Below are 26,801 nucleotides of genomic sequence, written 5' to 3' on the forward strand. Positions count from 1 at the left end.
ACAAATATTTTAGCTATATGTTTAAAATAACCTGTAAACATTGATAGTCATTTTTCATCTTAAATACTATAATTAAAATAAAATCAATCTTATTTTTAGATTAATAGAGGTGAAAAGTTAGTGGAGTTACGTCAATTACGTTATTTTGTCGAGGTCGCTGAACGTGAACATATTTCAGAGGCTGCTGAGCATCTCCATGTTGCACAATCTGCCATTAGTCGGCAAATAGCAAATCTTGAAGATGAATTAGGCACGCCATTATTTGAACGTGTCGGTCGAAATGTAAAATTAACACCAATCGGAAAAATATTTCTTGAGCATACCATTACTGCTTTAAAAGCGATTGATTTTGCTGCCAAACAGGTAGAGGAATATCTTGATCCTGCCAAGGGCTCCATTAAAATCGGCTTTCCAACAAGTTTAGCTAGCTATGTACTGCCAACCGTTATATCTGCCTTTAAACGTGAATATCCTGATTTACAATTTCAGTTACGTCAGGGCTCCTATCGATTTTTAATCGATGCTGTTAAAAATCGAGATTTAAACCTAGCCTTTTTGGGACCACTTCCCCCAAAAGATGAATCCATTCAATCAACCATATTATTTACGGAAAATATCGCAGCCTTACTCCCAGCAAATCACCCATTAGCAAAAAGAGAAAGCATTCAACTCGCGGAATTAAGAAACGATCTCTTTGTGTTATTCCCAGACGGCTATATTTTGCATAAAGTAGCAATGGATGCTTGCCGTGCCGCAGGCTTTTTGCCAAATATCATTTCAGAGGGAGAAGACTTAGATGCATTAAAAGGTTTAGTTGCAGCAGGTATCGGCGTTAGCCTCTTGCCCGAAAGTTCACTTTATGATTCAACTGCTCGCTTTACCGTAAAGGTTCCAATTAAAGCACCTACAATCCCTAGAACTGTCGGCATTATTTCACCTGTTAATCGGGAAATTGCCCCATCTGAAATCATTTTTTTAGACTTTGTCAAAAACTTCTTCTCTCGCCTATCACAATTCCAATAAAAAAGTCGCCAATAAAGGCGATTCAGATTGTAGACAAAAGGAATCGAGCGTGAACTTCTCGATTCCTTTTGTCATTTTTTCTTCTATAGTGTTTATTTTTAATATATACATGTTTATGGGAAAATTTCTTTGTGTAGCATCAATAAATAGAGGGTCTGCATGGAGGAGTTCATGATGCATCATTTTTTTTGTGATGAATAGAGATTTCCTACTAATGGTTAGATGAAAAATCAATAGCAGCCTTTAATTTTCATACTAAATGGTCTTGGGAAAAATCGTTAGCACTTCTACTTGTTCAAGTTCATGAATTTGATGCTTTGTCATCAGGGGTGATCACCTCAAAAATTTACTTTTTATCAACATATGCATAAGGCGTTCTTTATGTAGAAGTTGATTGGAACGAAGGGCGGCGACTCCCGCGGAAAGCGTCCGCCCGTAGTGGCAATCAGCGGCTTTCCTTGATTTCATTGTAAAAGAAAAATGACTGTAGGCAAACTCAAAATTCATTGAGTTTGTCTACAGTCTGAGTCGCCAATAAAGGCGATTTTTTTATTGATTACTCACTAAAGAAAAAGAGCACATAGGTTGAAAGCCTATGTACTCTAAAATCTACTATTATTTTACGGGTACTACTGCACCTTTCCATTCCTCTAAAATAAAGTCTTGGATTTCTTGGGATGTTAGCACCTCTAATAATTTTTTAATTTCTTCTTTTGTTTCATCGCCTGCACGTACTGCAATAATATTTACATATGGAGATTCTTTATCCTCAAGAGAAATAGCATCCTCAATTGGGTTTAAGCCATTATCAATGGCAAAGTTAGAGTTAATTAAAACCGCATCTCCTTCATCGTTTTCATACATTTGTACAAGCATTTCAGGAGCTGTATTTGCATCAAATTCAAAGTTTTTAGGATTTTCTTCAATATCCTTTAATTCTGCTGCTGTTTTATCAATGCCTTCTTTTAATTTAATTAAGCCTTTAGCCTCTAATAATGATAGCATACGACCATGGTCAGATACTGAGCTAGAAAGTAAAATTGTTGCACCTTCTGGAAGCTCTTCTAAAGATTTATATTTTTTAGAGTAAATACCGATTGGCTCAATATGAACACCACCAGCATTTACAAAATCATAGCCATTATCTTTAATTTGCAACTCAAGGTAAGGAATATGTTGGAAGTAGTTTGCATCCAGCTCTTTTGATTCTAAATCTTGGTTTGGCAGTACATAATCTGTATACGTTTCAACTTCAAGATCAATACCTTGCTCAGCTAAAATCGGTTTTGCTTTTTCTAAAATGACAGCGTGTGGTGTATTAGAAGCACCTACTTTTAATGTTACATTTTCTTTACTATCTGTTTCCCCATCAGATGCTGAATTGGCATCCTCCTTTTTATCAGCACCACAAGCTGCTAAAGCTAGTACAAGTATTGATAAAAATAATCCTGCTAATAACTTCTTCATGTATAACACTCCCTTTTATTTTGTATAAAGTATGTTAGCGGTAAAAAACCGGAATAACCTGTTAACGTTTATCAATTTTTTCGGTAATCAAATCACCAATCCATTGAATAATAAATACAACCACTAATATCAAAATAGTTGCCATTAATGTCACATCTGTACGATTACGTTGGAAGCCGTCTAAGAAAGCTAAGTTACCAAGACCCCCCGCACCGATAATTCCTGCCATTGCTGTATAACCAACAAGCGCCACAGCCGTTACAGTAATACCTGAGATTAATGCTGGTAACGATTCAGGAATTAGTACCTTCCAAATAATTGTCGATGTCTTTGCACCCATTGAGCGAGCAGCTTCTATTACACCTTTATCAATTTCACGTAAAGCTATTAAAACCATGCGGGCATAAAATGGTGCTGCGCCAATAATTAATGCAGGCAATGCGGCATTGGCGCCACGAATTGTACCAAGTAAAAACTTTGTAAATGGAATTAATAAAATAATTAACACAATAAATGGAATAGAGCGGAAAATATTCACAAGTGAACCTGTTAAAAAGTTCACAATCTTATTAGCCCATAGCTGATTAGGACTTGTTAAAAAGAGCACAATTCCAATCACTAACCCTAAAACAAATGTCACAACAGTAGAGATGGCTGTCATATATAGTGTTTCATATGTAGCCTCCCACATATTTTCCCAGTCTACGTTCGGAAATAGATTAGTTAGCATTTACAATCACCTCCGTTTGTACTTCGACTGTATTTAAGTAATCAAGTGCTGCTGCTACATTTGCCTCCGAGCCATCGATTTGTACAATTAATGTACCGTATGCTCCATTTTTTGTTTGCGAAATATTACCATGAACAATACTAACTTCCACATCAAATTGTTTAACTAGATGCGAAATAACAGGCTGCTCTGTTTTTTCACCTACAAAAATCAGTTTAACAAGTTGTCCAGTTGGATAATTGGCTTTGATTTGTGCTACTGTTTCCTGTGTTTCCTTTGTATCTGTAATTTGCGCTACAAATTTTTTCGTAATAGCTGCTTGCGGTGATTGGAAAACTTGTAATACCTCGCCACGCTCTACAATTTCGCCCGCTTCCATTACAGCCACACGATGACAAATTTTACGAATTACATGCATCTCATGGGTGATGAGCACAATGGTTAAACCTAGGCGTTCATTGATATCCACAAGCAAATCTAGAATTGCATCTGTCGTTTCAGGATCAAGCGCAGATGTTGCCTCATCACATAATAGCACCTCTGGATTATTGGCTAGTGCACGCGCTATGCCAACACGTTGCTTCTGTCCACCAGAAAGCTGTGATGGGTAAGCTTTATCACGCCCTTCCAATCCTACAAGTGCAATTAATTCTTTGACACGTGCCTCACGTTGCGCCTTTGGAACACCTGCAATCTCTAATGGAAAAGCAATATTTTCTGCAACGGTTCTAGACCATAGCAAATTAAAATGCTGGAAAATCATACTTACCTTTTGTCGAGCAGCTCGAAGCTTTTGCCCTTTAATGGATGAGAACTCTTGATCGTTCACTATAACCGTTCCTGATGTCGGTTTCTCTAGTCCATTTAATAAACGAATCATCGTACTTTTACCAGCACCACTATAGCCGATAATGCCAAAAATTTCACCTTTATCGATAGAGAGGTCTACGTTTTTGACTGCCGTTAATTCGCCATTTGCTGTTTTATATTTTTTTGTAATATTATGAAGCTGGATCATCGCCAATACTCCTCTTTTCTCATATAGAAAACCCCTTCACTCACAGACAAGCAGAAGGGGTTAGCGTATTTATACGTTTAACCGTTCTCTCATCTTTCAAAGAAGAATCTTTGAGTGATTTGGCACCTTTTCACACTGTGATGGTTGCCGGGCTTCATAGGGCACTTCCCTCCGCCACTCTTTATAAGAGTTCGATATATTTAATGTTTTCGTAATCTATGTGTTACTTTACCATGCCAGCAAAGTTCAGTCAATTGCTTTTTTTAATAATTCATATAAAAATGGTACGGATTGAAATGCATAGATCTTATTTGTCACTTTTCCGTCATCACAGACAAGCAAACAAGGAACACTTTCAATTTGATGCTCACTTGCAATATGCTCTAAAAAATTAATATTCGCTTTACCTAACTGCAGCTGTGGTAGTAATTGTTCAACAATTGTCATCATTTTCGATGCCACTGCACATGTTCCACACATTGGTGTATATAAATAAAATGCAGCTTGCTCTCCCGACTGTATAGCCGCTTCCCACTGCTCTGTTGACCATTCTTTCATTATTCACGCAACCTTACTTACAAAATATATTCATTATGGATGGAGAAATGTGCACGCAATAAAATCATCGCCAACACTTTTCTAGGTGTCGTTTCCACTTCCTTATAGGTTGGCATTGTACGCAAATGCTCAGCCTCTGGATAATGTCTGTCCATTAATGCACGTAGCTTATCACCTGAAGTATCTGCATCGAAAAATGTAAAAAGCTCGCAGCCCTCATACGGATCAAGCAATTCCTCTAATTGATGTACACCAATTGTGCCATTTGTACATAGTATTGTAACATTCTCATTTAAAATAGGCTCAATCTGAAGCTTATCTGAGCGTCCTTCTACTATCAAGCATTTTCCCTCGAACATTACGCCACCTCCAGTTTAGACATCCCCACTTATAAATTATTATATAATAAAAAACGCCGGTAGTTGCCGACGTTTTTTGATTATAGCTTGTCTTATTCTGCAATCATTTCTTCGTATTGCTCTGCTGTCATAAGTTTGTCAACTTCTGATGCATCAGCAGGCTCTACAACGATCATCCATGCTTTTTCATATGGTGATTCATTTACGAATTCTGGGCTATCTTCTAAATCTGCATTCACTTCAACAACAGTGCCTGAGATTGGCGCATATAATTCAGAAACTGTTTTTACTGATTCTACGCTACCGAATGGGTCATCTGTTTTGATTTCATCGCCAACTTGTGGAAGCTCAACAAATACGATATCTCCTAGCTCAGATTGTGCAAAGTGTGTAATACCAATACGTACTTTACCGTCTTCTACTTTTACCCATTCATGCTCTTCAGAATATCGTAAATCTTTAGGTGTGCTCATGCCAAAAACCCCTCCATAAATATGTAATCGATTCACTTTCAGTGTGCCATATTTCTCCTATAAAAACAAGGAGAAATGCGGTTATTTCCAAGCTTGTTCAAAATCTGATTCTTTAAACCCTAAAGTAACGTTTTTTCCATCTGTTACAATTGGACGTTTGATTAACATGCCATCAGAAGCAAGCAATTCAAGCTGCTCCTCCTCTGTCATCTCAGCAAGCTTATCCTTTAATCCTAGCTCGCGATATTTCATGCCAGATGTATTGAAAAACTTCTTTAAAGGCAGTCCACTCGCCTGCCAAAATGCCTTGATCTCATCTTTTGTTGGCGTTTGCTCTACAATATGCACCTCTTGATAGGAAATATCATGATCATTTAACCACTTTTGTGCCTTTTTACATGTTGTACATTTTGGATAATGAATAAATTGAATCGTCATTAAAATGCTCCTCTACTGTTTTTTTATAGTATACCATCATAACTAGTTGGCTGGGCAGCTATCCGTCACCTTTACCATTCTATCCATCTATTTAGAGCTTCTATCCACCTTACCACCCTTCGCCCATAAAAAAACCTAGCTCTCCAGAAGAAATAGGAGCTAGGTTTCGCATCATCATATCATTAAACAATATATTTTTCTGCTTCAATTAATTTCACAGAAGCTTCGCGTTTTTTGGCAATTAAGTTGTATGGATTATTGCGTGTTAGCTTGCGCAATGCTGATAATGTCATACGTGCTACATCGCCATCTGCTGAAGCAAGAATTGTATCTTTTGCTTCTTTTTCGATTTCTGCGAATGCCTCCTGACAGAAAATTTGCGTATATAGCAATTTTTGATGTGCTTTTTCAGCACCATCACGAGCAATTGCCTTTTCTGTACGTAACACTGCAGATTCCATCGCAAATAATTGGTTGGCGATATTCGCAATATTCACCAAAACCTCTTGCTCTTGATCAAGCTTTGCACCAAAGCGTTGCGCTGCTAAGCCTGCTGCTAATACAGCAATTTTCTTCGCATTTTTCACTAAATATTTTTCTTGTGCTAGTGGCTCTGTGCCGATATCTTCTGGCATTAACATTAACAGCTCCTGCTGTAAGTTTTGCGCCACTTGTAATAATGGCAGCTCGCCTTTTAGTGCCTTTTTCATAAATGTGCCAGGTACAATCATACGGTTAATTTCATTTGTACCTTCGAAAATACGATTAATGCGAGAATCACGGTAAATACGCTCTACTTCATATTCAGCCATAAAGCCATAGCCACCATGTAGCTGTACCGCTTCATCCGCAATATAGTCTAAAGTTTCAGAACCAAATACTTTTGCAATGGAGCATTCAATCGCATACTCAGCAACAGCTCCTGCAATTACCTTCCCTTGCTTTTGCTCCTCAGGGCTTAGCTGGCTTAAACGATCCTCAAATAAACCTACTGTACGATAGTTTAATGATTCAGATGCATATAAATGAGAAGCCATTGTTGATAGTTTCTCTTTTGTTAAATTAAAGTCAGAAAGCTTTGTTTTAAATTGTTGACGTTGGTTGGTATATTGAATCGCAAGCTCTAATGCACGCTTAGAGCCACCAATTGTCCCAACACCTAGTTTATAACGACCAATATTTAAAATATTGAACGCAATAACATGACCACGACCAATTTCGCCTAATAGGTTTTCAACAGGTACCTCCGCATCTTCTAGCACTAATGTACGTGTAGATGAAGATTTAATCCCCATTTTCTTTTCTTCTGGTCCTACTGAAACGCCATTATAGCTTCGCTCTACGATAAATGCCGAGAATTTGTCGCCATCAATTTTCGCATAGACAACAAACACATCTGCAAAGCCTGCATTTGTAATCCATTGCTTTTCACCATTTAAAATATAATGTGTGCCTGCATCATTGAGCTTCGCAGTCGTTTTTGCACCTAACGCATCTGAACCTGAACCTGGCTCTGTTAATGCATAGGCAGCAATTAATTCACCTGAAGCAAGCTTAGGTAAGTATTTTTGCTTTTGATCTTCATTACCGAATAATACGATTGGTAATGACCCAATCCCAACGTGTGCACCGTGTGTAATAGAGAAACCGCCTGCTACAGACATTTTTTCTGCAATTAAAGCAGAGGAAACTTTGTCTAAGCCAAGCCCTTCGTATTCTTCAGGTACATCTGCTCCAAGTAAGCCTAGCTCCCCCGCGCTTTTTAGCAGTCGTACGGAGTGCTCGAATTCATGATGCTCTAAATTTTCAACGACTGGTAATACTTCGTTTGCTACATATTCTTCTGTTGTTTTTGCAATCATTTTATGCTCATCTGTGAAATCCTCAGGTGTGAATACACGATCTAATTCCACATCTTCAATAAGAAACCCGCCGCCTTTAATGAAATCCGTTGTTTTTTCTGTCATGTTATATTCCTCCCAATATATCTAATGTAGTCCCCTATTTATAGAAAAGCCTGAGGCACAATGTTCGGAGGCAACCGGAAACAGTGCACCCCAAGCTGATCTAGCAAAATTATAAAATTTCAAATACGCCAGCAGCGCCCATACCGCCACCGATACACATTGTTACAACGCCATATTTCTTCCCTTGACGCTTCAATTCATGGATCAGCTTTAATGTTAAAATCGCCCCCGTTGCGCCTAGCGGATGACCTAATGCAATCGCTCCACCATTCACATTAACCTTCTCTTGGTCGATGCCTAAATGGCGTACCACCTGTAATGATTGTGAGGCAAATGCTTCATTAATTTCCCATAAATCAATATCTTCTATTGATAGTCCTGCAATTTCTAATGCCTTCGGTACTGCCACAATTGGACCGATACCCATTACCTCAGGCGGCACACCACCTACTGCAAATCCTAGGAATTTTGCCATTGGTGTCAAACCTTGTTTTTCCGCTTCTTCACGATCCATTACTAGTACAGCTGCTGCTCCATCAGATGTTTGAGAGGCATTACCAGCTGTTACAGAGCCTTTCACATGGAAGGCTGGACGTAGCTTTGCTAAGCCCTCTACAGATGTTCCTGGACGCACACCCTCATCCATACTAAATGTAAATTTTTTCACTTGCGGTTTATTATTCTCATCTACGTAATACTGTTCCACGTCGATTGGCACAATTTCATCATTGAATTTACCTTCTTTAATTGCCTTTTCAGCAAGCTCGTGTGAGCGAACAGCAAAAGCATCTTGGTCTTCACGACTAACATTATACTGACGAGCTACTTCCTCCGCTGTATGCCCCATGCCCATATAGTATTGTGGAGCTGTTTCCGCTAACGTTGGATTTAAACGTGGTGTATTTCCCACCATCGGGACCATGCTCATCGACTCTACGCCGCCAGCAAGAATTGCCTTTGAATGACCTAGCATAATTCGCTCTGCTGCATAGGCAATGGCCTGTAAGCCTGATGAGCAAAATCTATTAATCGTTAAAGCAGGCGTTGTATCTGGTAATCCTGCAAGTGCACCAATACTGCGTGCTACATTCATCCCTTGCTCTGCTTCTGGCATCGCACAGCCTAAAATTAAATCATCAACCGGTCCTTCATAGCCCGCTCTTTTCAATGTTTCTTTGACTACGACAGCACCAAAATCATCTGGTCTTACTGTTGCTAAAGAACCTTTTTTTGCTTTTCCAATTGGAGTTCGTGCTCCTGCTACAATAACGGCTTCACGCATCGTATTAATCCCCCTTTGTTTCATGTGCAAGAATTGTCTATTCCGTCTATTAGTTACGAAGTGGTTTACCTTTTAACAGCATGTGCTGCATTCGTTGCTGAGAAAGCGGGTCTGCTACTAGGCTTAAGAATGCCTCACGCTCTAGATTTAATAAATACTGTTCATCCACTAATGTGCCGTATGGAACCTTACCACCCGCAATTACATAGGCTAGTTTTTTAGCAATTTTTAAATCATGCTCGCTAATAAAGCCTGACTCAAACAGACCTTGCGCACCAATCAGTAATGTACCGTAGCCTGATGCACCAACCACTGGCACTTTTGTTGGTACAGGTGGTTGATAGCCTGCCTCATAAAGCGCTAATGCCGCTTGCTTTGCATCATATAATTGATGATCTGGGTTCACAGAAATACCATCCGCAAAATTTAAGAAGTTATTTTCACGTGCTTCCTCACCAGAAGTTGAAACCTTTGCCATTGCAATTGTTTCAAATACTTTATTAGCAATATGCTGATAGTCTACCTCCACCCCATTTGGTAAACCTTTTAAGAACTTTTCATAAAGCGCCTTGTTGCCGCCACCGCCGGGAATTAAACCAACGCCTACTTCTACTAAGCCCATATATGTTTCCATCGTTGCCTGAATATGTGCAGCCGGTAAGCAAACCTCTGCCCCTCCACCTAATGTCATGGCAAACGGTGCTGCTACAACAGGCTTACGTGAATATTTAATTTTTTGCATAGCATCTTGGAATGCTTTAATGACGAAATCTAGCTCAAATATATTATCATCCTGTGCTTCTACTAAAATCATTCCTAGATTTGCCCCAACACAGAAGTTTTTCCCTTGATTACCGATGACTAAGCCCTTATAGTTAGCCTCTACTTCATCTACTGCAAAGTTAATCATTTGGATAATATCTAAGCCAATCGCATTTGATTGGGAATGGAATTCTAACAGCGCAATACCATCACCTAAATCTATTAAACTAGCACCTGTGTTTGATTTAATGACACCATGCTTTTTCTTATAGCGTTTTAAATTAATCTCTTTTTCATTGACTGGTACTTTTACATATTGCGAACCATTATAGTAAGCTAAATCACCATCTATTTCTGAATAGAAGGTATCAAAGCCATGTGCTAACATGTCTTTTACAAATGCTGGTACTTCTCGACCCTCTGCTTCCATTTTTGCTACAGAGTCCTTTACACCAAGAGCATCCCAAATTTCAAATGGTCCTTGCTGCCAGCCAAAGCCCCATTTCATCGCATTATCAATGGCTACGATATCATCTGCAATCTCACCATGAAGCTGTGCTGAGTAAATTAATGTTGGTGCAAAAATTCCCCATAGCAGCTCACCTGTACGATCCTTTGCATATGTTAATGCTTTTACTTTATTTGCTAATCCACGTGTTTGTTTTGCCATTTCAATAGAAGGTGTTTTTAATTTTTTTACTGGACTATATGCAAATGTTGTTGGGTCAATTTCAAGAATTTCTTTTCCTTGCTTTAAGAAGAAGCCTTGACCTGATTTCGCTCCAAGCCAACCATTTTCCACCATTTTTTGTAAAAATTCAGGTACTGCAAATACTTGCTGCTCCTCACCTGTTGTTTGATCGTAAACATTTTTCGCTACATGAATAAATGTATCTAAACCAACTACATCTAGCGTACGGAAAGTTGCAGACTTTGGACGGCCGATAAGCGGACCTGTTACAGAGTCTACCTCACCAACAGAGTAACCCCCTTTTAACATTTCCTGTAAAGTAATTAATAAACCATAAGTGCCAATGCGGTTGGCAATAAAGTTTGGTGTATCCTTTGCAAGTACAACACCTTTTCCAAGTACATCTTCACCAAATGTTTTCATAAAGCTTACAACTTCAGGTGCAGTTGTATCAGCTGGAATTACCTCTAGTAATTTTAAATAGCGAGGTGGATTGAAAAAGTGTGTTCCTAGGAAATGCTTTTTAAAATCATCTGAGCGTCCCTCTGCCATGGCATTAATGCTAATGCCTGATGTATTAGAGCTAATAATTGTGCCCGGTGTGTGAATCGCATCAATTTTTTCATACAAACTTTGTTTAATTGCTAAGTTTTCTACAACAACTTCGATAATCCAATCGACATCCTTTAATTTATCTAAATCATCCTCAAAGTTGCCGACCGTTAGTAGTGATAAATTTTTCTTAGAAGTAAGTGGTGCTGGCTTTTGCTTTAATAACTTTTGCAAGGCTCCGTTGACAATACGATTTCTAACAGCTGGATGCTCTAAAGAAAGTCCCTTTGCCTCTTCCTCTTGCGTCAGTTCCTTTGGTGCAATATCCAATAGTAGTGTCGGTATACCGATATTTGCTAAATGTGCTGCAATTCCAGAGCCCATCACTCCAGAACCTAGAACAGCTGCTTTTTGAATGTTGTAAGTCACAAGCAATTCCCCCTTATTCTCCCATCGAATGAATAGCCATTCATTTTTTGACCAAAAAAATATCAAGTGTAACCTTAGTGATTTTTTATTCTGTGTTGAATTTTTCAACCGAATACAGCTAAGGCTTATCTCCATTTGCATTAGGAAATGAAGATAAAACTACTTTTTCTGTTTTTAGTGTAGATTATTTTGTTTAATTTAGCAATCTTTTTTCACGATTTATTTTTGCACTATACAACTTTTTTCGTTTTTTACGAGCGAAAAGCACACAATAAGTAGCGAACATTACAGCGAAACAGAAAACTTTCCGACTGCACAAAAAATGTGTAGAATGGAAGGCAAGGAGCGTGAATACTATGAAAACAATTACTACTACAGAACAATTTAATGAACTAATTGCTGGTGACCAAAAGGTGCTAGTAAAATTCTATGCAGGCTGGTGTCCAGATTGCACGCGTATGAATATGTTTATCGACCCAATTATCGAGGAATACAGCCAATATGATTGGTATGAGCTAAACCGTGATGAGCTACCAGAAATCGCAGAAAAATATGATGTGATGGGCATTCCAAGCTTATTAATTTTCCAAAACGGTGAAAAGCTTGCACACTTACATAGTGCAAACGCTAAAACACCTCAGCAAGTAACTGAGTTTTTAGCTGCCCAACAATAACCAACGAGCTGCATTCTTTTCATAGAATGCAGCTCTTTTTGAAAGGACACGATAGGATGCGCCAACAATTGATTTTAACTGGAACATCACAATATGATGCATCTGTTGCACCAAGCTATCGCAACTCTGCCTGTGGGCCAGCAACAATTTATGTGATTTTAAACTACTTCAACAAATCAGCCCCTAGCATTAACGAGCTATATCAACAGCTTGGTAGCACAAAAATTGGTTTATTTAAGTGGCGGCTTATTTATTATCTTCGTCGCTTACAGCCAACTTGGGATATTCGCGGCTGTTCCTTAAAGGAAGCTTTACAGGAAATTGACGCAGGTCGTCCTGTTGCAATGCGCTTTGATCGCTATTTTAGTCTAAATTGGCGAGATCAAACCTCTACCTTTGCCTACCATTGGGTCCCCCTTATTGGCTATGAAATAAAAAATGACCAGCTATGGCTGATTTTTCATGATAATGGTGGCCCAAATCGTAATAGCAAAATTCAGCAAGCACTATTCCACAATAATGCAAAGGTGCTATCTTTTGTAAAAATTACACCGAATACAACGAACGAGCATGCTTGGCAATAAGCGTATAGCCACGCTCCTCTATCTCTTGAAACGTTTGTCGTTCATATTTTGGCAATACTAAGCTTGTAAAATCCGCTTCGATTGGTACATCTGTTTGAATGGTTGCAAGCTCATGTGATAATTGCAACATCTCTAGATTTTCTTGAATTTTTGTTCGTTGGCCAGGCTTTAATTCATCCAGTGATGCCAAAATATTATCGATAGAGCCATATGTTTGAATTAACGTAAGTGCCTGCTTAGGGCCGATGCCTTTTACACCTGGATAGCCATCACTCGTATCTCCCATAAAGGCTTTCACTTGAGCAAATTGTGCTGGCTCAATACGGTACTCCTCTTGAAAGCGCGCATGTGTATAGATATCGTATTCTGTATAGCCTTTTTTGGTAAAAGCAATCTCTGTGGATGGTCTTAAAAGCTGAAGTAAATCTTTATCGCCACTAATAACCGTAATATCCGCCTCATCCTGCCATTTGGTAATCATAGAGCCGATTAAATCATCGGCTTCCATTCCTTCTACGCCAAAATTTTGCCAGCCGATTTGCTGTGCTAAATTTTTTGCCATATCGAATTGTGGCAGCATCTCCTCTGGTGGTGCTGGACGATTTGCTTTATAGCCATCAAATAAATCATTGCGGAATGTATGTGCGCCCATATCCCAGCAAACAGCCATATGGGTTGGCTTCATAATGGATTGTGCCGTGAGTACATGGCGTACAAACCCTTGCGCACCATTTGTTGGTGTCCCATCTGCAAGTCGGATAAAATGTCCCATTGCCGCAGAGGCAAAAAAGGAGCGAAATAACAGTGCCATACCGTCAACAATTAATAGCTTTGGTTTTGTTGTCATACTAAAATCCTCTCTATTTCAATACAAGGTTTGCTCTTTCATATTATAACAAACTTTCAATTATAGGCTTTGTCCATCTAGTGCTTTTACAGCATCGCCTTTCCTTTTTTGGAAATACGATTACGATGATCCAATTGAATGCCTGTTAACCATTGTAAAAATGCTGTAACGCCTATTTTTACGGTTTCTGGTCGAAGCGTGCCTTCCTTTGGGTCTGCATAGACAAAATCAATATGCCGAACCCCTTCATTTTCGCCAATCAGCTTAAGAATATCAAATAATTCATAGGCTGTTAAACCACCTGGTGTTGCTGCTGGCACATCTCGTGCAAACATAATATCCAGTGCATCTAAATCAACAGATACATAAATTCGATCTACCTCATACATCAGCTGACGCAGCATTTCACGTATTGTTAGCTGAATGCCATCACGTCGCATTTGCTTTAAAGTAATCATATGAATACCTTGCTCTCGTGCATAATGAATCATTTCCGGGGAATTGAAAAAGCCATGTAAGCCAACATTATAGATATGCTCCCCCTTTACAATTCCTGCCGCTATTAGCTGATGAATTGGTGAATCCTGTGCTAAGCCAATCTCCTCCTGATTTCTTGCATCTAAATGTGTATCAATTTGAATCACACCAATGCGATCCTGTGGAAAAGCATTTTTTATCCCTTTTAATGAGCATGCTGTAATCGCATGGTCGCCTCCTATTAAACAAGTAAAGCTTTTTGGATAGGCGATGCTTAAATTTTCTGCTGCTGCTTCAATCGCAGACTCTGATAGCATTCTATCATTTTCATTAATTGCTACATCCCCAATATCAGCAACAGCCAGCGCACGTAAATTTATTTGCTCATCCAAATTATACGATTGAAAGCTTGGCCACACTTTCCGAAAGGCATACGGATATTGCGCTGTCATCGTCCTTTCGCTGGCATATGATAATAAAGCACCATATACAATAATATCCACATCATTTGGGTTAGGATTCGCCTGTTGCTTAATCCATTGATGTAATGCTGAACCATTTTCCTGCTTCCATTGGCATTTTGGTTGTATAAACATATTCATCTCCACCTTTATATTATTTCGCCTCAAGTCAAATTGACCTATGCCAACTTATACTCTCCTTAAAATGACCTAATAGATATTTTATTAACGTTATAGTACCATTTGTACACATATCTTCGTTATGTTTTTCTCCTACTTCTAAAAATTTTTCTTGATTGCGACTATGTATAAGCAGCAAAAAAGGCATCTCAAAGATCATTTGAGATACCTCTTTCTGAATGGAGGCATAGTGCTGCCACCTCATGCATCGAATAGCTTTTAAAATTATATTGATTGCGCAATTCCTGAAAATAACATAATAGCTCCTCTAGCATTGCTAAATTTTTATCAATATGCTTCCCAAAATTATGAGGATGCCACCATAAGTGATAAAATGCTTGTGCTTTAGCAGCCTCTAGCATCCCTTCTTTTATACGCTTGATCTTTAACCTTTCAAACACACGCAACGGACTACAGTAAGGTCGTAAAAAAGCACTTGCACGAATATTAAGCAGTGGTTCCTTTTGTATGTCTTCAAATGTCACTATATGATGACCCGTTAAATTAATATAACTATCTAACCATTGCTTTGCTCCTTGCCATCTGCTCTGTGACGCATTGTACAAGACATGATTGATTGGACCTCTATAGCAAATATAGCCCGCTTTTAAGCATGCATGAAAATAGTCTTTGTTTATTTGATGGTGTGGAAAGGTAATCGATTTTATAGGAGTAATATAGCCATCCGTAATTATTTTCATTGCATATAAATCTGCTGCAAAATCTGCTGCTGTTTGCCCTTTCTCTAAACAATAAAAATGTGAAAAGGTATGGCTTGCTATTTCCTGATAAGGTGTACGTTTAATCTCCTCGATTAAGGATTTACCAAAATGTAAAGGGTCCACTTGCTCATTATCGCCTACTTTTGCAAGCTGCGTATATGCTGCATAGCGCATTTGTTCATATTTAACGGGGATACCTCGTAAATAATGTGCCATCTCTGCCTTTGATTCTGCAAACAATAGCCCAACTGTTGCCCATGTTGCATGGATATGATAGCGCTCAAATAATGCTAATATTCGAGGCAGGGCATTGCGTACACCGTATAAGTTTTTATTGTATTGTCCATAGCGAAAAGTATCATGGACACCCCAATTTAGCTCAAAATCTAATGAAATAATCAGACCCCCGCCATTCATACTGCTACTTCCTCCATTTTTGTATGCCTAGTAGCAATGCACGTATTTTAGATGGTGCAATATAGCCCGAATACACATTGACAACCTGTCCGCCAAAGCTTTGCTTAAAGGCTTTTACATTTGGATTATCTGTTAATGCACCCATATCATATAAAATAAAACCTTGCTCTTTTAAATGAAGCAAATTGTGCCAAAGTAAAAAGCGATTGGCATAACGTAGTGGTCGTTTTAAAGCAGGTGCGATCGTTGCTGCATCACAAGTTGCTTCATAATAGGATAACGCTTTTTGGGCATGGACAATATCAAGTCGATAACATAGTGTTTGTCCACACATACTTCGAATTTCAGATAATAATAAAGCTCCCTGCTGATTTAATAAGAGGATCGTTGCCATTTGTGACTTACCAATGCCCTCAAGCTTTTTCCGTTTGGCAAACTGATTATAAAACTGTTGAAAGGCTCGTAAATTCTCCTCTGATGGCTCTTGATACAGAATCACTTGATAGCATTCCTTTTGTGCGCGTCGTAAAATTTTTCGATTGCCCTCTGACAGCGCTAAATACAATGAAAGCTCATGCTCTTGAAGTGCAATATGAACCGCCTCACTTCGTACAAGCTTGCGACTTGGTACAAGTGAATGTGTATAACCTACAACCTTCATGGATTTTCGAATATTCGCTGGCTTTTCTAACAAATAAAAATGCTGCATTGCGATATTCCATCGCTTACTTTTAATGGACAGAATGAACATCGCCCCCACTCTCTCTATATTTTTCAATACGCTGCGACTCAAAACGAGCCAATTTACAATGTTTTATTCGAGAAATAGGTTGATAGCCTAATTGTGTTAAGCGTTTTCGTTTCCGCCATTGCCAAAAGCTTGTCGCTACCCATAGCGCTTGTTCAGGTTTGATAGTGCGAAAATAAGCTGTGATAATACCAATTTGCCTAGCATCATCATAGGTTAAATAACAGGTTTCCTTTGGTAAAGCTTTGGCAATTTGCAATGTATCCATATGCCAATGTGAGGCATGTAACGCAAACGCTGGCTTATTCGTTTCTGCAAAAGAATCTTTATAAATCATATATCCCTTCTTAAAGAGAGCCATTAGCTCTTCTTGTTCTAGCTGCATCGCTTCCTGAATTGACATTTCCTCAAATAGATGACCAATGGGTTGCTGTGGAGCAACAACCGTCGATGGGGATAATTCATATAAAGTCACTTGTTGCAAACGAATAAATTTTTCTACGAATTGTTGTCCATATTCTAGCCAATCTTTTATCTTTCCATACTTTACTAAAGTTCGTGTATGTCCAAATCTAGGCTGCTGCCAATGCTGATTACCCTTTGCAAGCCTTTTTAGACGCTCCTTTAGCGCTAACAAGCCAGCCAGTAATTTTGTCCGCTTAGTAGCACTATTAGCCAGCATATCTCTTGAAAAATCAACACCAGAGCGCCACTCTAATTTATACGGCTTATAGCCAATCCCCATATCAAATAATCGATATTTGGCAGCAAGAGCTCGCTGAATCGTGTCCTGATTAGCGATGCGATCAATATGAAATAACTGAAATAAAGGTTCAATTGCTTGTGCATAAGCTATATAACGCCCACGGCAACAAAGCCCATATGTGCAGGCAATCCATTGATTTTCAAACATAAGTGCATTGACCTTTACTTGCAATGCCTCCCCTTGTAGCATTGTTAGACGCTCAAAAAAATCCCTGCTCTTGCCTCTTGTAAAGTCACTTGCGTCAAAGCCTTTACGCTGCTGACGATCAAATAATCGAAACATTTGCCAAAGCTCATCCTGCACAGGTACATGTTTTATTAATAAGCCTAAATTCCGCAGCTTGCTTTCCTGCTGATTGGTTGTTGGCAAATGACCTTGCTGCTCTGATAAAGCAAGATACGGTGTCACTACTCGAAAAATAGTAACAGGCAATTGTTTTTCCACAAAGTATTGCTCAATGACTTTAGTCGATAGCTTACTTTCTAATAAACCATGCAATGCAAAAATAATATGCTGATGCTTGGCAAGAAGCTCGTCCAATACAAAATTTGTAGCTTGCAGTAACCATTCTTTTTTAGCGATAATTTCTGTGTAATTAGCGAACTGTTCACCTGCAAAGCTATAGATTTTTATCCCCCACTGCATAGCTACAGTAAAAGGGAAAAAGGCAATAATCATCCCTTGATGTTCAACAGCATAAAGCTCTACTTGCGCTTTACGACCTAGTATTTGCCACCAATTATAAAACCAAGCAAATTCAATAAAGGGGTTATCATTGTTCTCTTGTTCTAACATATCGTCCCAAATTTCCTTGTACCACATCAGCTCATCATCTGTTCGAATACGAATTAACTGCAAGAATATCCCCTTTCCTTTCAATATTCACAATCTATTAATATTGTACATACCGTTATATATGTATATTAAAAATTTATAGAAATATGAAAAAAGAGTTATCAACACAATAGGTTGAATAACTCTTTTGATTATCTTATAGATTGGCTCCAATAATTTGCACATGACATTCAATGACTACATTGCCCTTTAATGCCTTACTAATCATACATGTTTGCTCTGCCTTTTGCGCTAAACGAGCAATTTTCCTCTCCAAACGCTCTGATAGTCCTTGAACAACAATACATGGCTTATGAACAATTTTTTCATACGTAAAAATACCATTTGTAACATCGACAAAACCCTCTGCCTGCATGGCTAGCTTATGTACAGCAATAGCTGAATTTTCGAGCAGTGCCGCCAATGTAATTAAATAGCAGGTTGCCGCAGCGCCTAACAGCATTTCATCAGGATTTGTGCCAATATCTGGTCCATTCATTTCCCGCGGAATAGAAATTTGTGTTTGTAAATGACGTGCCTTTATCGTTCCTGCTCCATTTCTTCCTTCTGCCCATGTTAAATCCATTGTAAATTTATGCTGTGTCATAGTGTGACTCCTTTCCTGAAAAAAGCTAGGGAAAATGCCCGTTCCCACGCTTTGAAGAAACGAGTATTTTTATTATTCAGCTGTAGCAGTATGTGCCTTTTCAGCTTCCGCATGACGACCTTTTTTTGTGACAGTTTGATACTCAGCTAAGCGAGCCGTTGTGCGCCAATAATGATAAACAAGACCGTCAATCCAGAGCAAGGCCTCCACCTTTGACACGGCTGTTTCTAACTCTACTACATTTTCAACAGTATGCTCGAAATAGGCATTTCGTTTATCTCGTCGTACAGCAGCCATTTCAGAGGATGTAGCTTCCAACAAATCGGCTACCTCAGGCAAGCGTTCATCTTCACCAATAATTACAAGCACCTTTTCTAGCACCTCTAGCCATTGCTGTGTTAAGGCTGCCTGCAATTGAAAGGCATTAGGGCTTTGCTCATGTAATGCCTTTGATAAGCGATACAAATGATCCAAAGCATGTAGCAAAGCAATATGCTTAGAGCGCTCCTTTTGTGAGGAGGACTGTATGGCATCCATAAACAAACGAGTCTTTTCAATCGCATCATCAATTTGAACTAATTGACCATCAATCTCAGCTGTTCGTTTTCTTCCCCGAATCAGAGAGATAATAACTGTTGTTAATTCCTTTGTAATATCCTGCAATGTATTAAAGGATACCTCTACTGCTACACCGGGTAATTTTGTGACACTATCATCTAAATTACGTGTTAAATAATTACCTTTTTCAGGAATCATTCTTTCAATAACCTTGGCAAATAGACGAACAAATGGCATAAAGATAATCGCACCAATTACGCTAAATAATGTATGGAAAATCGCAATCCCTAATGTTGCATCAAAGCTACCATTAATGGATTTTGTGATAAATTCAGTAAATGTAAAGATAAATGTTGCTCCAACTGTGACAATAAGGGCGGTTACAACATTAAATAGCACATGTGTAACAGCAGTTCGTTTTGCAGCCGTGGATGCCCCAATTGCTGCAAATAATGCCGTAGCCGTTGTACCAATGTTTTGCCCAATCACTAAATAAGCCGCCTGCTCAAAGTCAATAGCGCCCGCGTATAAAGCAGTTAACGTTGCCGCTATTGCTGCACTCGATGCCTGCATAATAACCGTCATCACAATACCTAATACAATTAAAATTAGCTTTCCACTGATCGAATTGGCATCAAATGCATCAAACGGAATTTTATCCTGTACGGCGGCCATTCCTCCCTGCAAAACATCAATGCCTAAAAATAATAGCCCGAAACCAGTAAAAAGTCCGCCCACCGCTTTATAATCACGAGGTGCAAGCAATTGTACAAAAACACCAAGTGCAATAAAGGGCAAGGACATTGTTTGCATATTGATCTTAAAGCCTATTAATGAAATAATCCATCCTGTACTGGTACTACCAATATTCGCCCCAATAATTACACCAATTGACTGTACAAATGTTAGTAGCCCTGCACTAACAAAGCCTATTGTAATCAACGTTGTAGCAGTTGAGGATTGCACAAGCATTGTCATCAATGTACCCGATAAAACAGAGCTAATGGTTCCACCAGTAAAACGATTCAACCATTTCTTTAATGCATCACCAGCAAGCTCCTTTAAACCATTTGTTAGCATTGTCATGCCAAGCAAAAATAAACCAATGCCTCCAAGCACATTAATCAATCTATAAACACACTCCCTGCTCTATTTTATTGCTGACTCACAACGAGCAAATGCCAAAATAATTATTTCTATTGTGCCTGTTCATTTACTATTGTCCTCTATAGAAAGCTAGAGTCGCCACCTTGTACATCCACCAGCTAGTAAATACCTAATATCAGCATATCTATTTTTATATAGCCCGCTCTTACTTCTTACATGAAAGTTATCATAATTATTTTTGCTCATTGAGAGTTACCTAAATATTCTTATATAGTACCATTATTGAAATTAAGAAAATAGGATGTTTTTCTTTTATGTACAAATTCAACCAATCTTTTATAAAAATACGCTATAAGCCTTAGCTCCCTTAAACAATCTGAAAGTTATAGTGCTACAAACATATTCATAGCTAGCTCGCATATATTTGATAAAACGATGTTTAATTTATTGTAGAGTGGAGGAATTTTACAGGTGAGTGCAATGATACTTGGTGGATTTTTATTTTTCAGTATAAGTGTAGGTGGCGCTATTGCCTGGGTTTTCTCAAAGCTCTTTCAGCATACAACGCAGGGACTGTCACTATTATGTGGAGGCTTTTTAATTGGCTTGCTTATATTGGATATTATCCCCTCCTCTATTTATATTTATCAATCATTAGCAATCATACTCGGCATTTTTATTGGTTATTGTATCTTTCAACTACTTGATAGCTTATTACATACATCTTCTACGAAACAGTCCTCTATTTCCTTATTAACACTTGCGATGATTATTCACACAATCCCTATTAGCCTGACTGTTGGCAATTTACTTGGCAATGCAGCATTAACGATTTCCCTTACAGCCTCTATTATCCTACATCATATTCCCGAAGGCTTTGCTTTATCAACAGCACTCATTGCTCAAGGCGAAAGACTATGGAAGCTCTTTATTTATTTCTTTATTTTCTCGATTTTCTTTAGTCTATTTATTTGGTTTGGTCAATATTGGGCATTAACAAATAAAGCGCAAGGTATTTTAATGGGCATTTCTATCGGACTAATTGCCACTGCTAGCATTTCCGAATTTATTTTACATCATCTTCGAGCGGTTAGCGCAAAATCCTTTATCATCTATCTGTTTCTAGGCTATCTATTAAGCTATAGCTTTCATATATTAGTAGAATAAAAATCCATATAGCTGTGCCGCTCCACATTATTTTTCCTTGTGATTTATAAAGAAGAGCTACTCTTCACATAGTAAACATAGCCCCTTATTTTATGCCTTAGCATCCTTATAAGGGTCATGGTTTGATTTTTAATTACTAAAAGGCGTAGTATGTAGTTGTAAACACCAAAATTATTATATCAATGTAGCATTTTAAAGGAGGAAGCTCGATGAATTATCAACATATTACAGTTGCAGGCAGTGGTGTACTAGGAAGTCAAATTGCTTATCAAACGGCTTTTAAAGGCTTTCAAGTAACTGTCTATGATATTAATGACGAAGCATTACAACATGCCCAAGACCGCATTTCAAAATTAAAGCCACTTTATCAGCAAGACTTAGGGGCAACACAAGAGGAAGTAGATGCTGCCTATGCACGGTTAACATTTAACAACGACTTAGCAGAAGCGGTTGCCAATGCAGACCTTGTAATTGAAGCTATTCCTGAGGTTGTGGCAATTAAAACAGACTTCTACACAAAGCTGGGTAAAGTAGCTCCTGCAAAAACTATTTTTGCAACGAACTCCTCTACTTTATTGCCTAGCCAATTTGCAGAGGCAACTGGCCGTCCGGCACAATTTTTAGCTTTGCATTTTGCCAATACAATTTGGAAAAACAACACGGCTGAAATTATGAAGCATGCGGATACAGATATGAAGGTATTTGATGAGGTTGTGGAATTTGCCCGTGCAATCGGTATGGTACCACTTCCATTATATAAAGAACAGCCTGGCTATATTCTAAACTCTTTATTAGTGCCATTGTTAGACGCGGCTGAATTACTGTTAATTAAAGAAGTAGCTGATCCAGAAACAATCGATAAAACATGGATGATTGGGACAGGCGCTCCACTTGGACCATTTGCCATCCTAGATGTTGTTGGCATTAACACCGCCCATAATATTGTAGAAGCTAAAGCAGCAGCAACTGATGATGAAAACATGCACAAGCTTGCCCATCTGTTAAAAACTGAGTATATTGACAAGGGCAAACTTGGCCGTGCAACAGGTGAAGGCTTCTACACATATCCAAACCCAAGCTTTGAAAAGCCGGATTTCCTAAAAGGCTAAATGATTTAACGCCAAATAGCCTCTCAAGGGCTATATTGGCGTTTATTTTTTAAAGAAATAATACCATATAATCCTCATCAAAATATTGCTGCGTTATTTTTAGTGCCTTCCGCTCTGTTCCAAATAACTCAAAGCCTAATGAAGCATATAGCCTTTTGGCAGATAGATTAGAGGATACAACTGTTAAATTAATTTGCTCAATGCCATCTAATAATTGTGCTTTATTGATGACAGCTAGCATTAAAGCTTTTCCTACACCAAGCCCTCGCTTTTGCGGAGAAACATAAACGGCAAAAACACTTGCCTTATGCTGTAGCTTTACCTTGCTTTCCCGTAGCAATGTCGCAACCCCAATCAATTCACCTTGAGCAAATGCACCTAGTGTATAGGAATACCGTGCCTCAAGTCTTTTTTCAAAAAGCTCAGGCGGCATATCCTTCTCTTCCTCAAAGCTAGAGCCAAATGCCTCTGGATTTGATTGTAGCCCCTCTAATCGTAATTTCCTATATACTACAGCATCTGCTACTGTTAAAAGCCTAATTTCCATATTTTCCACCTTCATATCACTAGCGTATGAACATACTGTTTATGAGCGTTCATTTCCTAGCCATAATTTATTGAGAACAGCTCGTTTGATCCATCTCAAAATAAATATGATAATGCTTTGCACAATTTGGATTAAACTCTGTATGGCAGTGTAGACATGTGGCATGCTGTAAATAGTCATGGATCGTTAGTTCATTTCTACATACCCCACAAAGAATAGCTTTTTTATGAAACTCTTCCTTTTGCCATACTTGTGCAGTGTGGGATTCATGCTCGCTATGACATTTATAGCAAGGATAATATTGATCACAGCACTTGAACTTGATAAGCGTTGTATCATTTTGTTGATGATAATGTTGACAACGCCCTTCATCGTCAATCGCAACATGAAGCTTTTCCATCACTTACCTCCTCCCTTGAAGAATGCTCTAACTAAGCAGCATTCCGATTTTTCTGTTCCACTATAACACTTAAAATACCAAAAATTAAAAGTAATAGCACACCTATCAATGTAATCGTTGACCATTGCAATCTTGGATCAAAAAGCTGGAAAAAGAAGGTGAAGACAGGAATAAAGCATAGCGACATCATCACTAAAAAAACCTCACAATATTGAATTCCTTTTTGTAACAGATACATTGGTATTAATACACCTATCACAGTCATCAATAAAATCCAACCAATATTTTCGAATAAATAGGCGAACAGCACATCATATGTTGCAACAAAGGATAGCCCGATAATACCGTAAAACCTTTTCGATAAAATCATCGAGCTTGTCCATCCTAGCTGACTTAGCTGTTTAGAATAGACTGTACATAGCACAGCACCAAGACCGCATAATATACTTGCGCCAACCCCTAAAATACTCGATTGATCCCATGTTTGTACGGCAGATTTTCCTGTAAAAATAGCGCCAATCAATAATAAGCTTGCTGCAAATATACCAAATGCAATACCCCATTGTGCTTTTAACACATGCCTCTTTTGCTGAATGGCTAGCACAAGTGCAAATAACGGTCCCAGTCCCATCTCCAATGAGCTAACAATTGCTGGCTCAATATACTTCAGTGCAAAGTAAAATCCCATAAAGGCTAAAATCGAAGCACCATTAAGCTTCAATAACGGCATTCTTGCTGTCTGCCAATTAGCTGTTATCTTTTGTTTACTTGCAATAAGCTGAAAAAATACCGTGGTGATAAAAAAGCTAATGCCTGTAAACAAAAATGGATGCACTGCCTGTACACGATTTGAATAATAAACCTGACTAATAGATGTTAAAATCGCTGACAGTAATAAGCTAGCTACACCTACCATATAGACATTACGTTTATGAATAATTACCGTTTCCATTGAACCCCCGCCTTTCCCTAGCTTTTTATGTCAGCTTATTTTTATGAATTCCAACTATAATACCATAAAACTATGTGAATTTTACAAATTTTTTAGTGTATGATTAAATTATCAAGCGTAATCAAAAAGTGCTAATGTATCATCTTTATAATGGCATCAATAAAGGAGTCAAAAACTTATGAAATCCCATAGTATAGCTAAGTATTTCCTCCTATTGGAGGAGCAACGGACTCGCTACCTGCCAGCTATTCGCACACTTTCGCAGGAAGAGCTATGGCATCGCCCATATGAAAACAAATGGTCTATTGGTGAGCATTTTTATCATCTTTATTTAATTTTTAAAATGCTGAATGTCGTAACGAAGTACACTTTATTTTTCACACCTATTGCCAAAATACAAAGAAACAAACCCTTCGCGACAGAAATACATGATATTTATGCAGCATATCCATTAAAAAAAGGAAAAGGTATGCCAGCCCCTAAAATATTACTACCTCCTAAAAAGATATGCTTTGTGCTTAGCGGTTGTGATATTGAACACAAACTTGTTCATGAAACCTTGACATTGCAAAAGCTGGTGAAAGATATTGAAGAGGATATTGCTGGACATATTCGCTTTCCAGACCCTGTCGCACATTATCCAAATCTTATTCAAGCGATCCAATTGCTCGCTATTCATGAGCAGCATCATTTTAACATTATGGAAAAATCGTTATCTCCTATTAAATAACTTAAAGCCAGCTTTGTGTGCAAAGACAACAAAGCTGGCTTCTATCTGCTTTTTCATTTCACATTGCGCCCTCGTCCTTCAGGTGCAATAATTTTTTATTCCTTTCAGTCATGTAACATATGAATAATTGCCGTTTCATTCTTACTACAGCAGCATATGTAAAAATTTTTCAAAATGCACGCCTGCCTCGCTCGGTATTTGTTCCTTTACTGTGGCTTCAATAGCCGTAGCTAAAAATGCTTCTGCAAGCTTCATGGACTCCACTAAATCCTGTCCACGCATCATTCCACCCATAATAATAGATGCAAATAAATCGCCTGTGCCTGAATAGCTTTGACCATTGTAGTCACGCATACTAGAAAACGAACGACTTTCATCAATATACATATTACCTACATAATGTTTATTGATAGCTGTTGCTGGTGGATGCAAGCCAGTAATCAGCACCTTTGCACCCGTTGCCTGCTGGAGCTGCTGCCCTGCCTCCTCAAGCGCCTGCATATAATCCGTTTTATTTTGATAATGCTGTAGCTTATCATAGGACACTCCTGTAAGCAAACAGCACTCCGTTACATTTGGGGTAATCAGATCAGCACTTTTCACCAGCGCCCCCATACGATCAAGCAGCTCACCTGTAAACATTTTATAAACCTCACCATGGTCGCCCATTACTGGATCAACAAGCATCGTGGTTTCTTTTGTATGAAATCTATCTAAAAAATGAAAAATATTATCAATTTGCTCCTTGCCTGTAACAAAGCCTGTATGAATGCCATCGAAGGCTGCTCCAAGCTTACTCCATTCCTCCACAAAGTAGTCCATCTTTGATGTTAAATCCTCACAATAAAAGCTAGCATATCCCGTTTGTGCTGTTAAAATCGCTGTTGGCAAAGGTACTGCCTGAACCCCCATTACAGATAGAACAGGTATTGCAGCCGTTAATGAGCACTTGCCAAACGATGACATATCCTGAATCACCGCAACTTTTTTCATTCTCCATTCCACCTAACTCATCCTATATATACTATCCTCATCGTATCACAATTACATAATTGCGAAAATAATATTCATCTGACCCCTTACTTTTTTATAAAATTGACACTTTTACAACAGTCAGTCCTTTGCTAAAGTAAAAACCACAAACTATTCATGATCGTGAGGAAGA

General features: G+C 38.5%; 27 protein-coding genes and 1 riboswitch. Of the genes, 6 read left to right on the forward strand and 21 right to left on the reverse strand.

Features of this window, described 5'->3' with window-relative positions:
- The first annotated feature begins 120 nt into the window (after positions 1-120).
- Positions 121-1,023: a LysR family transcriptional regulator gene (locus MHB42_RS15255; protein ID WP_340807217.1), complete on the forward strand. Its 903-nt coding sequence runs from the start codon at positions 121-123 to the stop codon at positions 1,021-1,023.
- Positions 1,024-1,638: 615 nt separating this feature from the next.
- Here MHB42_RS15255 and MHB42_RS15260 read toward each other — a convergent pair.
- From MHB42_RS15260 to MHB42_RS15305, 10 genes are all read right to left on the reverse strand, one after another.
- Positions 1,639-2,490 carry a MetQ/NlpA family ABC transporter substrate-binding protein gene (locus tag MHB42_RS15260; RefSeq protein WP_340807219.1) on the reverse strand — a complete coding sequence of 284 codons (852 nt, stop codon included), beginning with the start codon at positions 2,488-2,490 and terminating at the stop codon, positions 1,639-1,641.
- A 61-nt stretch (positions 2,491-2,551) separates the two neighbouring features.
- Complete coding sequence (locus MHB42_RS15265) at positions 2,552-3,220, reverse strand: methionine ABC transporter permease (RefSeq protein ID WP_340807221.1); 669 nt, start codon at positions 3,218-3,220, stop codon at positions 2,552-2,554.
- Positions 3,210-4,238, reverse strand: coding sequence for a methionine ABC transporter ATP-binding protein (locus MHB42_RS15270; protein ID WP_340807223.1), 1,029 nt, complete (start codon positions 4,236-4,238; stop codon positions 3,210-3,212). Before MHB42_RS15270 ends, MHB42_RS15265 begins: the two co-directional genes overlap by 11 nt.
- Positions 4,239-4,324: 86 nt before the next feature.
- Positions 4,325-4,428, reverse strand: a riboswitch (SAM riboswitch).
- A gap of 56 nt (positions 4,429-4,484) precedes the next feature.
- Entirely contained in the window at positions 4,485-4,796 is a 312-nt protein-coding gene (locus MHB42_RS15275) for a thioredoxin family protein (RefSeq protein ID WP_340807224.1), read from the reverse strand.
- Positions 4,797-4,813: 17 nt separating this feature from the next.
- Complete coding sequence (locus MHB42_RS15280; protein WP_004228229.1) at positions 4,814-5,155, reverse strand: hypothetical protein; 342 nt, start codon at positions 5,153-5,155, stop codon at positions 4,814-4,816.
- A gap of 92 nt (positions 5,156-5,247) precedes the next feature.
- On the reverse strand, positions 5,248-5,628 hold the full coding sequence (gene gcvH, locus MHB42_RS15285) for a glycine cleavage system protein GcvH (protein WP_340807231.1): 381 nt from the start codon (positions 5,626-5,628) through the stop codon (positions 5,248-5,250).
- A gap of 81 nt (positions 5,629-5,709) precedes the next feature.
- Positions 5,710-6,066, reverse strand: a complete 357-nt coding sequence (locus tag MHB42_RS15290; RefSeq protein WP_340807233.1) for an arsenate reductase family protein — start codon at positions 6,064-6,066, stop codon at positions 5,710-5,712.
- 182 nt (positions 6,067-6,248) lie between these two features.
- Positions 6,249-8,033, reverse strand: a complete 1,785-nt coding sequence (locus MHB42_RS15295; RefSeq protein ID WP_340807234.1) for an acyl-CoA dehydrogenase family protein — start codon at positions 8,031-8,033, stop codon at positions 6,249-6,251.
- Positions 8,034-8,142: 109 nt separating this feature from the next.
- Positions 8,143-9,315 (reverse strand): acetyl-CoA C-acetyltransferase, encoded by a 1,173-nt coding sequence (locus MHB42_RS15300; protein WP_340807235.1) that lies wholly within the window; start codon positions 9,313-9,315, stop codon positions 8,143-8,145.
- A gap of 49 nt (positions 9,316-9,364) precedes the next feature.
- Positions 9,365-11,749 (reverse strand): 3-hydroxyacyl-CoA dehydrogenase/enoyl-CoA hydratase family protein, encoded by a 2,385-nt coding sequence (locus tag MHB42_RS15305; protein WP_340807236.1) that lies wholly within the window; start codon positions 11,747-11,749, stop codon positions 9,365-9,367.
- 356 nt (positions 11,750-12,105) lie between these two features.
- Between MHB42_RS15305 and MHB42_RS15310 the strand changes: the two genes are divergently transcribed.
- Positions 12,106-12,423 (forward strand): thioredoxin family protein, encoded by a 318-nt coding sequence (locus MHB42_RS15310; RefSeq protein WP_340807237.1) that lies wholly within the window; start codon positions 12,106-12,108, stop codon positions 12,421-12,423.
- A gap of 56 nt (positions 12,424-12,479) precedes the next feature.
- Entirely contained in the window at positions 12,480-13,007 is a 528-nt protein-coding gene (locus tag MHB42_RS15315; protein ID WP_340807239.1) for a C39 family peptidase, read from the forward strand.
- Here MHB42_RS15315 and MHB42_RS15320 read toward each other — a convergent pair.
- The 7 genes from MHB42_RS15320 to MHB42_RS15350 form a co-directional block, all read right to left on the reverse strand.
- Positions 12,970-13,854, reverse strand: coding sequence for a 5'-3' exonuclease (locus MHB42_RS15320; protein WP_340807241.1), 885 nt, complete (start codon positions 13,852-13,854; stop codon positions 12,970-12,972). The two genes, MHB42_RS15315 and MHB42_RS15320, sit on opposite strands and share 38 nt — an antisense overlap.
- 86 nt (positions 13,855-13,940) lie before the next feature.
- Complete coding sequence (locus MHB42_RS15325) at positions 13,941-14,927, reverse strand: agmatinase family protein (protein WP_445299981.1); 987 nt, start codon at positions 14,925-14,927, stop codon at positions 13,941-13,943.
- A 194-nt stretch (positions 14,928-15,121) separates the two neighbouring features.
- Positions 15,122-16,111: a polysaccharide deacetylase family protein gene (locus tag MHB42_RS15330; RefSeq protein WP_340807243.1), complete on the reverse strand. Its 990-nt coding sequence runs from the start codon at positions 16,109-16,111 to the stop codon at positions 15,122-15,124.
- Between the two features lie 4 nt (positions 16,112-16,115).
- Positions 16,116-16,820 (reverse strand): hypothetical protein, encoded by a 705-nt coding sequence (locus MHB42_RS15335; RefSeq protein WP_340807244.1) that lies wholly within the window; start codon positions 16,818-16,820, stop codon positions 16,116-16,118.
- 22 nt (positions 16,821-16,842) lie between these two features.
- Positions 16,843-18,483: a GNAT family N-acetyltransferase gene (locus tag MHB42_RS15340; RefSeq protein WP_340807246.1), complete on the reverse strand. Its 1,641-nt coding sequence runs from the start codon at positions 18,481-18,483 to the stop codon at positions 16,843-16,845.
- A gap of 133 nt (positions 18,484-18,616) precedes the next feature.
- A complete protein-coding gene (locus MHB42_RS15345; protein WP_340807247.1) occupies positions 18,617-19,066 on the reverse strand; it encodes an SACOL1771 family peroxiredoxin in 450 nt (149 codons plus the stop codon).
- 72 nt (positions 19,067-19,138) lie between these two features.
- Positions 19,139-20,743: a Na/Pi cotransporter family protein gene (locus MHB42_RS15350; RefSeq protein ID WP_340808611.1), complete on the reverse strand. Its 1,605-nt coding sequence runs from the start codon at positions 20,741-20,743 to the stop codon at positions 19,139-19,141.
- A 468-nt stretch (positions 20,744-21,211) separates the two neighbouring features.
- On the opposite strand from MHB42_RS15350, the gene MHB42_RS15355 reads away from it, so the two are divergent.
- Positions 21,212-21,898, forward strand: coding sequence for a zinc transporter family protein (locus MHB42_RS15355; RefSeq protein WP_340808612.1), 687 nt, complete (start codon positions 21,212-21,214; stop codon positions 21,896-21,898).
- A gap of 209 nt (positions 21,899-22,107) precedes the next feature.
- Positions 22,108-23,007: a 3-hydroxyacyl-CoA dehydrogenase gene (locus MHB42_RS15360; protein ID WP_340807249.1), complete on the forward strand. Its 900-nt coding sequence runs from the start codon at positions 22,108-22,110 to the stop codon at positions 23,005-23,007.
- Between the two features lie 49 nt (positions 23,008-23,056).
- Here MHB42_RS15360 and MHB42_RS15365 read toward each other — a convergent pair whose 3' ends face one another.
- From MHB42_RS15365 to MHB42_RS15375, 3 genes are all read right to left on the reverse strand, one after another.
- On the reverse strand, positions 23,057-23,554 hold the full coding sequence (locus MHB42_RS15365) for a GNAT family N-acetyltransferase (RefSeq protein ID WP_340807251.1): 498 nt from the start codon (positions 23,552-23,554) through the stop codon (positions 23,057-23,059).
- Positions 23,555-23,621: 67 nt separating this feature from the next.
- A complete protein-coding gene (locus MHB42_RS15370) occupies positions 23,622-23,954 on the reverse strand; it encodes a CHY zinc finger protein (protein ID WP_340807252.1) in 333 nt (110 codons plus the stop codon).
- Positions 23,955-23,985: 31 nt separating this feature from the next.
- On the reverse strand, positions 23,986-24,906 hold the full coding sequence (locus tag MHB42_RS15375) for a DMT family transporter (RefSeq protein WP_340807253.1): 921 nt from the start codon (positions 24,904-24,906) through the stop codon (positions 23,986-23,988).
- A gap of 178 nt (positions 24,907-25,084) precedes the next feature.
- Between MHB42_RS15375 and MHB42_RS15380 the strand changes: the two genes are divergently transcribed.
- A complete protein-coding gene (locus tag MHB42_RS15380; RefSeq protein ID WP_340807255.1) occupies positions 25,085-25,636 on the forward strand; it encodes a DinB family protein in 552 nt (183 codons plus the stop codon).
- A gap of 144 nt (positions 25,637-25,780) precedes the next feature.
- Here the strand turns inward: MHB42_RS15380 and MHB42_RS15385 are convergent, their stop codons facing one another.
- Positions 25,781-26,629: a pyridoxamine kinase gene (locus tag MHB42_RS15385; RefSeq protein WP_340807256.1), complete on the reverse strand. Its 849-nt coding sequence runs from the start codon at positions 26,627-26,629 to the stop codon at positions 25,781-25,783.
- Positions 26,630-26,801: the final 172 nt, after the last annotated feature.

This window comes from Lysinibacillus sp. FSL K6-0232 (assembly GCF_038008325.1).
Taxonomy (GTDB): Bacteria; Bacillota; Bacilli; order Bacillales_A; family Planococcaceae; genus Lysinibacillus.